Raw genomic sequence first — 10,929 nt, 5'->3', positions numbered from 1 at the left:
GCGACTGCTGCAGGTCGATGATGTAGATGCCGTTGCGCTCGGTCATGATGAAGCGCTTCATCTTCGGGTTCCAGCGACGGGTCTGGTGTCCGAAGTGGACGCCGCTCTCGAGGAGCTGGCGCATGGTCACGACTGCCATGATGGTTTCTCTCCTGTGGGTGGAGGCGGCCTCCGTACGCCCGTCCTTGCGTTCGAGGACGAGCCGGACACCGGCTCCGGTCGGTTTTCAGTTCCGCGCTCACCGGCGGGTGCCGATGGGCCCTGACGTCCACGCGCGATCCGACCCGGCACCGTGGTGTCGGGACTGAGGATCGGCGCCCACGGGCGGTCGGCCCCCGGAGAGGGAGCCGTCGCGGTCTGCGGACGTGCGAAGTCAACCCAGGTGGGCTGCGTCGGCCAGCGTAGTCGACGGTGGTCGGCCCCCGCCAATCGCGCGACGGGCCGTCCCGCGTCCACAACGCGAGCCCGGGCGACGCCTGTCCACCGCCGACACCACCGCCCGTGCGCCGGCGGTCCGGGTCCGGCAGGTTCGGGGCATGAGCGCCACCGCCGTCCCGACCCGCCGCCCCGGCTCCATCGTCGTCGTCCTGCTGGCCGGCCTCGTCCTGGCTCTCGTGCCGGCCAGCGCCGGGGCGTCGGATCCGGCCGGCGTGTGGCCGCTCTCGCCGCGACCCGAGGTCGCCCGCGGCTTCGCCGCACCCGACGAGCCCTGGGGGCCGGGTCACCGGGGCGTCGACCTGCGGGGCACCGTCGGCCAACGGGTGGTCGCCGCGCTGGCGGGCGTGGTGACCTACGCTGGCCTGCTGGCCGGCCGGGGCGTCGTCGTCGTCGACCACGGCAGCACGCGGACGACGTACGAGCCGGTGAGCGCCGTGGTCCGGACGGGCGACACTGTGACGGCCGGCGCGGCGATCGGGCTGCTGACCGCCACGCGGTCGCACTGCTTCCCCGCCGCCTGCCTGCACTGGGGCCTGATCCGCAACGCTGACGACGTCTATCTGGACCCGCTGAGCCTCGTCGGGGCGGTTCCCGTGCGACTGCTGCCGCTGTGGCGCGAGCAGCCGGTCGGCCCGCCCAGCAGGCCCGCGAGCCCGTACGCCGGCTGGCGGCCGCTGGTGCGGCTGCTGGAGATGTCGGGCCGCGACTGAGGCCGGATCCGCTGCCCGTGCGCCAGCCGCAGCTCAGTCGTTCACCGACCGCTCACCCACGTCGTGCGTGAAACTCGCTCACCACAGCGGCTGGGAACGGCCACTTTCACGCACGCACTGAGGATCGGGCACTCAGCTCACGCAGCACGGCAGCTGGCAGCTGGCAGCTGGCAGCAACGGTCCTGCTACGCCCGCGGATGGGCCTGCTGGTACGCGCGGCGCAGGCGGTCGGTGCTGACGTGGGTGTACAGCTGCGTGGTCGCCAGGGACGCGTGACCGAGCAGTTCCTGGACCGAGCGCAGGTCGGCACCTCCTTCGAGGAGATGTGTGGCGGCGGTGTGGCGCAGCCCGTGCGGCCCGATGTCGGGCGCACCGGGGACGTCGGCGATGCGCCGATGCACGAGGGTTCGGACCGTCCGCGGGTCGATGCGCCGACCGCGGGCGCCCAGGAAGAGGGCACCGCCCGCGGCGTCGGTCGCCAGCCGGGGGCGACCCCGTGTCAGCCAGGTGTCGAGGGCGGCGGCGGCCGGGGCCCCGAAGGGCACCGTGCGCTCCTTGCGGCCCTTGCCGAGGACGCGGACGACGTTGCGGTCCCGGTCGACGTCGTCGACGTCGAGCCCCACCAGCTCGCCCACGCGGACACCGGTCGCGTAGAGGAGCTCGAGCATCGCGACGTCGCGCTGTCCGATCGCGCTGCCGTCGTCGGCCAGCGCGGTGGCCGCCCGGATCAGGTGGTCGGCCTCGTCGACCCGCAGCACGGGTGGCAGAGTGCGGTGACTGCGCGGCGAGCCGAGCGCACTCCCGACATCCGTGGTGGTCCGACCGGTCCGGGCCAGCCAGGCCGTGAAGACGCGGGCGGCGGTGGCGCGCCGAGCGATGGTGGTGCGGGACCGGCCCATGGTCTGCTGCTTGGCCAGCCAGCTGCGCAGCGTGCGCAGGTCGAGGCCGGCGACGTCGACCATCCCGAGCCGCGTGGCATGGTCCAGCAGGCTGGCCACGTCGCCGAGGTAGGCACGCACCGAGTGCGGTGTGAGGTCGCGCTCGGCGCGCAGGTGACGCTCGTAGTCGGCCAGCAGTCGAGCGAACCCCTCCGGCAGCGTGTCGTCGGCTGCCTCTCCGGGGGTGTTCGGCTCGGTCACGCCCCCAGGGTAGGCCGGGCGGGCTCCGCCAGCCGCCAACCGCCGTCGGCCGCGTCGACCAGGCCGCGGGCGAGTAGCTCGTCGAGCGTCCGCTCGGTCTCGGCGGCACCCACCCCCGCGGTCCGGGCGACGGCCGTGGTCGGAGCCGGCCGGGCGACCGGGACGCCGTCCAGCACCTGCCGCTGACGCGGCGTCAACGCGTCCCGCGGCTGCTCGGCGCCCCGCGGCTCGACGGCGAGGTGCGTACCGGCGTCACCGACCGACTCCAGCACCTCCGCCCCGCTGGTGACGACGGCCCCGCCCCGGCGGAGCAGGGCGTGCACGCCAGCCGAGGTCACGGCGGTCACCGGGCCGGGGACGCCCATCACCACCCGGCTCAGCCCGTCGGCCCAGTTGGCGGTGTTGAGCGCTCCGCTGCGCGGGGCCGCCTCCACGACGACGGTGCCGCGCGTGAGCGCGGCGATCAGCCGGTTGCGGGCCAGGAAGCGGACCCGCATCGGGGCGGCACCGGGCGGGGCCTCGGAGACGACGGCGCCGTGCCGGGCGAGATGCTCCAGCAGCGGCTCGTGAGCGGCCGGGTAGGCCCGGTCGGCGCCGCAGGCCAGCACGGCGACCGTGACCCCCGAGGCCGCCAGCGCACCGCGGTGGGCTGCCTGGTCGATGCCGAAGGCGGCGCCCGACACCACGGCCCAGCCGCCGCGCGCGACGTCGGCCGCGAGCTCTCGCGCGACCTCGGTGCCGTAGGTGGTGGCAGTGCGCGCGCCCACGACAGCGACCGACTCGGCCAGGGCGTCGAGCCGGACGGGGCCGCGGACCCACAACCCGATCGGCACGCCGCCTCGCTCCACCAGGCGTGGGCCGTGCTGGAGGTCATCGACCGACAGTGGCCACTCCGCGTCGCCCGGCACGACGAACCGAAGTCCGCGTCGCTCGGCGTCGGCCAGCTCCCCGGCGGGGTCGAGCCGGCGCAGCCGTTCCGCGACGTCGGCCCGGACGCTGCCGCGGACGTCGGTCGATGCGCTGGGGTCGTCGGACTCGGCCGACGGGCCGGGACGGCTCGCCCAGGCGAGCGCGTCGATCGCTCCCAGCTCGGCCACCACGGCCGCCATCCGCAGGTCGCCCGGCTCGGCGATCCGGTTGAGCGCGACGCGGGCCAGGCGTTCGCGCCGTCGTTCGTGGCCCTCGATCATCCGGCCCTCCGCAACGTCGCGTCGAGGAGGGGCTCACCGCGGCGCAGCCGCAGTGCGACCGCGAGCTCGTCGCGGCCGGGGCGCGCGACGCCCCACAGGTCGGCGACCGTCCACGCCAGCCGGTGCACCCGGGTCGCGCCGCGGCCACTCAGCCGGCCTTTGCGCAGCTCGGCGTCCAGCTCGCTCTGGGCCGCGGGCTCCAGCGGCCACTCCTCGCGGAGGGTGGGCCCGGGCGCCTGGCCGTTCAGCCGCCAGGAGCGGTCGGCGTAGCGCTCGTGCTGGCGCTGCCGCGCGAGCGCGACCCGGGCCCGCACCGCGGCCGACGGCTCCGGGCGCGCCTCGAACGGGTCCGCCCCGACGGTCTCCCCCACCGGGTGGACGTGACGGGTGATGTCGATCCGGTCGCCGATGGGGCCGCCCATCCGCGCCTGGTAGGCCTTGCGGACCGGGACCGGGCACACACAGCCGTTGCCGAACCCCCTCACGTCGTAGTCGCCGCACGGACACGGGTTGGCCGCCACCACCACGATGCCGCGGGCCGGGAACGTCGCCGACTCCTCGCCGCGGGCGATCGTGATCTCCCCGCTCTCCAGCGGCTGGCGCAGCGCCTGGATCACGTCGGCGTGGAACAGCGGGAACTCGTCGAGGAAGAGGACGCCGTTGTGGGCTCTGCTGATCTCGCCCGGGCGGACCCGCCCGGTGCCGCCGCCGAGCAGGCTGGCGCGACTGGCGTCGTGGTGCGGCGCGAAGAAGGGCGGCCGCACCAGTCGTCCGTCGGTCGGCTCGAGCGCACCGGCCAGGGAGTGGATCGCGGTCAGCTCCAGCGACTCCTCGGGGGTGAGGTCGGGGAGGATGCCGGGGATCCTCTCCGCGAGCGTGGTCTTGCCCGAGCCGCGCGGCCCGGAGAGCAGCAGGTGGTGGCAGCCGGCGGCCGCGACCTCGAGCGCGAACTTGGCCTCCTGCATGCCGAGCACCTCGGCGAGGTCGTGCTCGGCCAGCCGACCCTGGCCGCGCCACGCCAGCAGCCGGCTGCCCGACATCGGCGCGACGGGCGGCGCGTCGGGGACCTCCTCCTCACGCAGGAGGGCGACGACCTGCGCGAGGGACCGCACCCCGAACACCTCGACGCCCGTGACCATCCGGGCCTCACGGCTCTGCGGCTCGGGCACGAAAACCCTCCTGATTCCCCGGCCTGCGGCGGCCATCACCATCGGGAGGACGCCCGGCACCGCCCGCAGCCCTCCCGACAGCGTCAGCTCGCCGATGAAGAGGGTGTCCTGCAGCCGGTCGGGTGGGAGCACCGCCGTCGCGGCGAGGGTGGCGACGGCGATCCCGAGGTCGAAGTGGGTGCCGCTCTTGGGCAGGTCGGCCGGCGAGAGCAGGATCGTCACCCGCCGGGTCGCCGGCCACTCGACCCGGTCGTCGTCGCGATCGCCCGGACGGCTCAGCCCCGAGTTGTTGACGGCCATCCGGCACCTGTCACGGGCCTCGTTGAGCGCCGTGTCGGGCCGGCCGACGATGGTGGTGGCGACGATGCCGTGCGACACGTCGACCTGGATGTCGATCAGGTGCCCCACCGCCCCCTGCAACGCGACGGTCTGGACGGCGGCGACCCCCATCACAGGCCTCGGACGTGATCGACCAGCGCCGCACCGCGAGCGGGCCGCGTCACGGCGACCAGGTCGATGCGCACCTCCTCGGGCCGCGCACCGGCCGCCTCGGCCCAGCGGAGCGCGAGCCGACGCAGCCGGTCGAGCTTCGCCGGCGTGATGGCCTCGTGGGGGCTGCCTCCGACGGCGGTGCTGCGCGTCTTGACCTCGCAGACGACCAAGGTGTCGCGCTCGCGCAGCACGAGGTCGATCTCCCCTTCCGCGCAACGCCAGTTGCGGTCGAGCACGACCATTCCCTGTTGGCGCAGGTGGCGCTCGGCCACGCTCTCGCCATACGCCCCCAACGCCGCCCTGCGCGCTGCCGTTGCCACCATCTGCCGACCTCCGTGCTCGGTGCTCTCGGTGCTCTCAAGGCGCCAGCATCGACGGCGGCGACGACCGACGGCGACGCCCCGCGCGCGCCCTGTGGAGAGCGGCTACGACCGCGGCGGCTGTGGACGGAAACCGGCCCGGTGGTTGCTAACCGACCATGCGGACGAGAGGCTGACCGATGGCGTCGGTGTACTCCACGTCCTCCTGACTCTCGACGGGCGGGAGAGCGTCCTTGTTGAAGACGTAGACGCGCAACTGGGAGATCTTGTTGCCGCTGACCTCGAGCCCGTTGGCGCTCGTCGCGCCCGCCAACTGCGTCTCGTCGGTGATGAAGGCCGCAACGAAGTCACGGACCGGCTGGAAGTCCTTCTCGGCCCGGTCGTGCGCGTAGACGACGGGCATCCACACGAACCGCGGCGAGTCCATGACGGCCGGGTCCAGCCGGGCCCGCTGCATGTCCGGGGTGTTGCTCGCGGACGTCGGCTGCGCGATGTCGGAGAGCGTCGCACCGCCCCGCAGGAAACACGACAGGACGTCGTTGTTGATGACGTAGCCGTCGACCGACATGTTCGAGCGTGCCGTGCACTTGGGGCTTGTCGAGCGTCCGGGCTCCGTGGCGTCGAGCCGCGCGGGCGTGCCGTCGCCCAGGCCGGCGATGAAACCGTCGTACATCTTCGGTCCGTCGTTTCCGGTGTCGCCGGTGATGCAGTTCGGAGGACTGGCCGGGTTCGGCAGGTCGTAGACGGCGCCCGCGATGGGCGTCTGGTTCTCCTTGCCACAGCTGTTGGCGGTCGCCCCGGGGAACGGGACGATCGGGTGGTCCAGACCCAGCGCGATGTTCCAAGCGAGCGCGTTCTGGATCGGGTTGACACCCTCGCGGGGACTCTCGAGTTGGCCGAAGTTACCCCTCTCGTGCGCGTAACAGCCCACCGGGACGCTCGTCGCCGTCGCCGTGGCCGTCGCCGTGGCCGTGGCCGTCGCGGTGGCCGTCGCGCTCGGGCTGGGAGTGGGGCTGGCGGTGGGCGGCGGACCGACCTGCAGGGTCCTGGTGCTTGCATCCGTGGAGATCGACGGGTCGTCCTTGCCGTGCGGGACGATGAGGGCTCGGATCTGCCAGGTGCCAGGTGTGCTTGTCACCGACGAGGTCACGGAGAACGACGGCACGTTGAGCGGGTTCGTCAGCTTGTTGTCGTCGGTGGCCGCGAAGTCGATGTAGGTCGTGTAGTCCGGCGGTCGGTAGAAGCGGATAGAGGCCTGGTCGTTCTTGTTAAAGTCCTCCGGCGTCATCGTGATCGTCAGGCCGCTGATGGTCAAGGTTCCGCCGACCGCGACGCTGAAGTTCGGGCCGCCGAGCGTGTGGGAGCCCCGGTCCTCGAGCGGGCCCGTCGTCGGGGTGGCGGGGGCGCTCGAGGTCGTGGGCGACGCCGGAGCCGGACCGCCGTCGGCGTCGCCGATCGCCGGACCGAAGCCACATCCGTTGGGCAGCCAGAACGGCAACGCCTTGCTCATGTCGGGGAGTCCGGTGCGCACCTCGGCTACCGACGTCGCCTGCACCGGCACGTCGTCGACTCCGATGATTCGGGCCATGCCGAAGTCGACGTCGGCCGGCGGGGCGATCACCTTGAGACGGACGCACGGATCCGTGTGCGCGACCGCGAGGCTGCAGGTGCCGCCCTCCGCGTCGAGGAAGCTCACCTCGCCGTTGGTGGTGTCGCCATCCAGCAGTTGCGTCCCGGTGACCGTAGCGGAGCCGATCGCGACGTTCTCGGGCTGGTTCAGGCGCGCCGCCACGGCATCCGCGATGTCCGCCGGCCGGTGATGGTCCTCGTCGCGCGCCGGCAAGAGGTGGCCGGCACCCATGACGGTGACGTCCACCTGCTTCTGCACCGCCCGCTGTCGGGCCCAGGCATTGCCCATGTCCACCGCGAGCGCGCCGACCGCGAAGAGGACGACGCTCAAGAAGGCGACCATGACGGCCACGGCGCCGCGCTCGCCATGATCGAGTCGGGCCTTCCACGAACGCAGCACGCTCATGGGCACGGCTCCGGCTGCTCGGGGACGTATTCCACGCGACCCTCCGCCCGCGCGGTGACGAGGCCGTCCCTCACCCGGGGCACCAGCGGGATCCTCAGGTCGATGCTCTTGAACGACACGGTGACGTTGACGGTGTCATTGATCTCGACCAGGCCGTCGGTCGTGTTCGACGTCGGAGCGGGGGTGTAGGTGCGCGTCACCTCGACGTCGGAGGTGCCCGCGATGGCGGCGACCTGGTCCTCGATGATGTCCGCGAACCCCTCTCCGCTCGCCGTGCTGCACTCCAGGGGCTGTCCGACTGCTGCCCGCCGAGCCGCATCGCGGGCGATGTCGGAGCCGCCCTGCGCCGCCCAGAAGTACAGGCCGTACTGGAGGATGGCGAAGACGAGCATGAGAAGGATCGGCATCACGAGGGCGAACTCGACCGCCGCCGCTCCGCGTTCGCGCAGCGGGTGCGTCCCAGCCCAAGATGCACGCTTCACGGCACTCCCTTTCGCGCCCCCGTAGCGCATTCTGCGACACGGGTCACAGATATGGATATTCCCCGCCGCAGGAACAGGACCAAGGTCCCGGTCGGGACCCCTGTTCGCGGACCTTCGTCCCACCTGCGACACCGCCTGCCCAGGTACCGGTGGCCCGAACGGGTCATCGGTACCCGTCAGGACGAGCCATCTGCGTCGTGGCGGACCACCTGCGCGGCTCTGCGCGCCGTACCTTCGGCCGGAGGGGGACTCCGCAGAAGGGAGCAGCCACGCGATGCGCAGGCGGGCGTTCTCGGGACCAGGCGGCGCCGCGTTGCAGGCGGCGACGGTGGCACCGCTGCTGGTCGTCATCGGCCTCGGCGTCGCCGAGCTGGCAGCCCTCGCGAGGGACAACGTCGCGCTGACGTCCTTGGCGCGCGAAGGCGGCCGTACGGCGACCACGACCCAGGCCGACGCGGGCGCCGCCGCCGAGGGCCCGGCGCCAGCCGTGGCCGCCGCCGTCCGTGCCATCCAGCACGCTGGGCCGAGGCTTCCCAAGGGCGCGGTCGAGGAGCTCTGGATCTACCGCGCCGACGCGGCCGGCTACCCCCTCGGCACCGGCCGAGCGGCTCGGTTCACCGAGTGCCGCACCGACTGCGTCGTCTACCGCTGGGATCGGGCCGCGAAGGAGTTCGTGCTCGCCGGGGGCGACTGGAGCACCGACCTCTCGCGGTGCGCGGAGAGGTCCGCGAGCTCACTCGGGGTCTACCTCAAGGCCGACCACCGCTTCCTGACGCACGCCGTCACGGGCAGCACCGCGATCAGCCACCACGCGGTCTTCCCGATCGGGCCGTCGCATCGCTGCCCGGACCGCGGCTGACCGCGCGCCTCACTTGGGCGGCGTGATGTCCGAGGGGTTGAGCTCCTCGACGTTGACGTCCTTGAAGGTCAGCACCTTCACGCTCTTGGCGAAGCGGGCGGGGCGGTACATGTCCCAGACCCAGCAGTCGCTCATCGAGACCTCGAAGAACACGTCACCGCTCTCGGAGCGGGCCTTCACGTCGACCTGGTTGCACAGGTAGAAGCGCCGGTCGGTCTCGACGACGTACTTGAAGATGCCGACGACGTCGCGGTACTCGCGATAGAGCGTCAGCTCCATCTCGGTCTCGTACTTCTCGAGATCCTCGGCGCTCATGCTGTCTCCACGGGTACGGCGGCGGGCTGGTGTGACTCTATGCCGAGCTGCTCGGCGGCGACCGCGTACCCCGGCAGGCTCCAGGACCGCCGGTGCTGCACGGTCGGACCGTGCAGCGCGAGCGCCTCGATGTGCGCGGGGGCGGAGTAGCCCTTGTTCTCCGCCCAGCCGTACTCCGGGTGCTCGGCGTGGAGCTCGAGCATGAGCGCGTCACGGGCGGTCTTGGCCAGGATGCTGGCCGCGGCCACCGCGGCGCACCGCATGTCGGCCTTGATCATCGTCGAGACCGGTGGCACCGCGTCGAGGAGGTCGAGCGGCGAGCCGAACAGCCCGCCCTGCTCGGGCGGGGTGAGGTAGTCGTGGTTGCCGTCGAGCAGCACGGCGTCCGGCATCACCTCGAGCTGGGCCAGCGCCCGGTGGCCGGCCAGCCGGAGAGCGGTCATGATCCCGAACTCGTCGATCTCGGCCGGCCCGGCGTGTCCGACCGCGTGGCTCAGCGCCCAGCGCCGGATCCTGGGAGCGAGGCGCTCGCGGGCCTCGGGCGTGAGCAGCTTGCTGTCGCGCACGCCCTGCGGCGCGGTCCGCGTGGCGGCGTCGATGACCACCATGCCGATGGTGACGGGCCCGGAGAGGGCCCCGCGGCCGACCTCGTCGACGCACGCGAGGCGGACGACGCCGTCGCGCAGCAGCGCCCGCTCGTGGCGCAGCGTGGGCTTGACCGCGGTCACTGCCCTGCGCCTCCGCGTGGCCGGGCCACGTCGTCGAACGTGTCGGGACGGTCCTCGAAGCCGGCCTTGCCGGCCGGCCAGACCACGGCCATCACCTTGCCGACCACGCTGTCCACGTCGACGTACGGATCGCTCGTGCACTCGGTCTCGGCCTCGGTGCACAGATGGAAGGAGGAGTCGGCCGAGTGGGCGCGGTTGTCACCCATCACGAACAGCTTGCCGGCGGGCACCGGACCGGCGGTCCAGCTCCCCGTCCCGGGCATCGGGCCGAAGCAGGCTCCCTGCGCGCCGTCGGCGCAGCCGTGTCCGTTGGGCCGGGCGAAGTCACGCTCCTCCAGCGGCGTGCCGTTGACCAGGATCCGGCCCTGCTCGTCGCAGCACTCGATGACGTCGCCCTCGACGCCGATGACGCGCTTCACCAGGTGGCCGCCGGTCGGGTACAGGCCGATCCTGGCCAGCATCGCGGTGACCGGGTTGGTCGGCTCGCCCGCCTCCTCCGGCCCGAGCCAGCCGCCCGGGTCGGCGAAGACCACCACGTCGCCGCGCTGCGGCTCGCCGCCGAACCAGTACGACGGCTTCTCGACCAGGATCCGGTCGTCGATCTCCAGCCCCGGCTCCATCGACTCCGAGGGGATGTAGAACGCCTGCAGGAAGAGCGCCTTGACGAGCACGGCGAGCCCGACCGCGGCGACGAGGAGCAGGAGCGTCTCCTGCCACACCGGCAGACTCTTGCGGCTCTCGCCGCGCTCCTTGCGAGCGGCTCGGCGCGCCGCGCGACCGGTCCGGCGGCCCGGCGCGGCGGCGGGAAATGCCGCGGACCGCGACCCCTCCGGTGTCTGGTCGACGGTGGAGAAGTCGCGGTCCTCGGAAGTCACGCGCAGAGTCTAGGCGGCTCGCGCCGCCCGGATGCCTCTCAGGCCTCGCGGCGCTCCTTGATCTTCGCCTTCTTGCCGCGCAGGTTGCGCAGGTAGTAGAGCTTGGCGCGGCGGACGTCACCGCGGGTCACGACCTCGATCTGCTCGAAGATCGGGGAGTGCAGCGGGAAGGTGCGC

13 protein-coding genes are annotated in these 10,929 nt (G+C 72.9%); 2 read left to right on the top strand and 11 right to left on the bottom strand.

Translation table 11 applies throughout. From position 1 onward, the window contains the following. On the bottom strand, positions 1–139 hold a 139-nt coding region (locus VGE38_RS04965), incomplete at its 3' end, for a 30S ribosomal protein S2 (protein WP_331141426.1). Positions 140–536: 397 nt separating this feature from the next. Between VGE38_RS04965 and VGE38_RS04960 the strand changes: the two genes are divergently transcribed. After that, positions 537–1,148 carry a M23 family metallopeptidase gene (locus VGE38_RS04960; RefSeq protein WP_331141424.1) on the top strand — a complete coding sequence of 204 codons (612 nt, stop codon included), beginning with the start codon at positions 537–539 and terminating at the stop codon, positions 1,146–1,148. Between the two features lie 185 nt (positions 1,149–1,333). Here the strand turns inward: VGE38_RS04960 and VGE38_RS04955 are convergent, their stop codons facing one another. The 6 genes from VGE38_RS04955 to VGE38_RS04930 form a co-directional block, all read right to left on the bottom strand. After that, the gene (locus VGE38_RS04955) at positions 1,334–2,287 is read right to left on the bottom strand and encodes a tyrosine recombinase XerC (protein ID WP_331141423.1); all 954 of its coding nucleotides are present in this window, start codon (positions 2,285–2,287) and stop codon (positions 1,334–1,336) included. Then, a complete protein-coding gene (gene dprA / locus VGE38_RS04950) occupies positions 2,284–3,477 on the bottom strand; it encodes a DNA-processing protein DprA (RefSeq protein ID WP_331141422.1) in 1,194 nt (397 codons plus the stop codon). Before dprA ends, VGE38_RS04955 begins: the two co-directional genes overlap by 4 nt. Continuing rightward, positions 3,474–5,096 (bottom strand): YifB family Mg chelatase-like AAA ATPase, encoded by a 1,623-nt coding sequence (locus VGE38_RS04945; RefSeq protein WP_331141421.1) that lies wholly within the window; start codon positions 5,094–5,096, stop codon positions 3,474–3,476. Before VGE38_RS04945 ends, dprA begins: the two co-directional genes overlap by 4 nt. Next, on the bottom strand, positions 5,096–5,461 hold the full coding sequence (locus tag VGE38_RS04940; RefSeq protein ID WP_331141420.1) for a YraN family protein: 366 nt from the start codon (positions 5,459–5,461) through the stop codon (positions 5,096–5,098). The genes VGE38_RS04945 and VGE38_RS04940 overlap by 1 nt, the downstream gene beginning before the upstream one ends. A gap of 145 nt (positions 5,462–5,606) precedes the next feature. After that, positions 5,607–7,493, bottom strand: coding sequence for a Tad domain-containing protein (locus VGE38_RS04935; RefSeq protein WP_331141419.1), 1,887 nt, complete (start codon positions 7,491–7,493; stop codon positions 5,607–5,609). Next, positions 7,490–7,975 carry a TadE family protein gene (locus VGE38_RS04930; protein ID WP_331141418.1) on the bottom strand — a complete coding sequence of 162 codons (486 nt, stop codon included), beginning with the start codon at positions 7,973–7,975 and terminating at the stop codon, positions 7,490–7,492. The genes VGE38_RS04935 and VGE38_RS04930 overlap by 4 nt, the downstream gene beginning before the upstream one ends. Positions 7,976–8,249: 274 nt before the next feature. Here VGE38_RS04930 and VGE38_RS04925 point away from each other — a divergent pair, with 274 nt between their 5' ends. After that, positions 8,250–8,834 (top strand): TadE family protein, encoded by a 585-nt coding sequence (locus VGE38_RS04925; RefSeq protein WP_331141417.1) that lies wholly within the window; start codon positions 8,250–8,252, stop codon positions 8,832–8,834. 9 nt (positions 8,835–8,843) lie between these two features. On the opposite strand, the gene VGE38_RS04920 is transcribed toward VGE38_RS04925, so the two are convergent. The 4 genes from VGE38_RS04920 to VGE38_RS04905 all read right to left on the bottom strand — a co-directional run. Further along, positions 8,844–9,149, bottom strand: a complete 306-nt coding sequence (locus VGE38_RS04920; protein ID WP_331141416.1) for a DUF2469 domain-containing protein — start codon at positions 9,147–9,149, stop codon at positions 8,844–8,846. Further along, positions 9,146–9,877, bottom strand: coding sequence for a ribonuclease HII (rnhB, locus tag VGE38_RS04915; RefSeq protein ID WP_331141415.1), 732 nt, complete (start codon positions 9,875–9,877; stop codon positions 9,146–9,148). Before rnhB ends, VGE38_RS04920 begins: the two co-directional genes overlap by 4 nt. After that, positions 9,874–10,752: a signal peptidase I gene (gene lepB, locus VGE38_RS04910; protein ID WP_331141414.1), complete on the bottom strand. Its 879-nt coding sequence runs from the start codon at positions 10,750–10,752 to the stop codon at positions 9,874–9,876. Before lepB ends, rnhB begins: the two co-directional genes overlap by 4 nt. Positions 10,753–10,790: 38 nt before the next feature. Further along, a partial coding sequence (locus tag VGE38_RS04905) for a 50S ribosomal protein L19 (protein WP_331141425.1) occupies positions 10,791–10,929 on the bottom strand: 139 nt, incomplete at its 5' end.

The sequence above is a fragment of the Nocardioides sp. genome, from assembly GCF_036405735.1.
Taxonomy (GTDB): domain Bacteria; phylum Actinomycetota; class Actinomycetes; order Propionibacteriales; family Nocardioidaceae; genus Nocardioides.
This window is presented reverse-complemented; position numbering and strand designations above follow the sequence as displayed.

Coding starts and splice junctions, on each gene's coding strand:
- dprA (WP_331141422.1), bottom strand. CDS start 3,477: ATGATCGAGGGCCACGAACGACGGCGCGAACGCCTGGCCCGCGTCGCG.
- VGE38_RS04940 (WP_331141420.1), bottom strand. CDS start 5,461: ATGGTGGCAACGGCAGCGCGCAGGGCGGCGTTGGGGGCGTATGGCGAG.
- VGE38_RS04925 (WP_331141417.1), top strand. CDS start 8,250: ATGCGCAGGCGGGCGTTCTCGGGACCAGGCGGCGCCGCGTTGCAGGCG.
- VGE38_RS04960 (WP_331141424.1), top strand. CDS start 537: ATGAGCGCCACCGCCGTCCCGACCCGCCGCCCCGGCTCCATCGTCGTC.
- VGE38_RS04935 (WP_331141419.1), bottom strand. CDS start 7,493: ATGAGCGTGCTGCGTTCGTGGAAGGCCCGACTCGATCATGGCGAGCGC.
- VGE38_RS04920 (WP_331141416.1), bottom strand. CDS start 9,149: ATGAGCGCCGAGGATCTCGAGAAGTACGAGACCGAGATGGAGCTGACG.
- VGE38_RS04945 (WP_331141421.1), bottom strand. CDS start 5,096: ATGGGGGTCGCCGCCGTCCAGACCGTCGCGTTGCAGGGGGCGGTGGGG.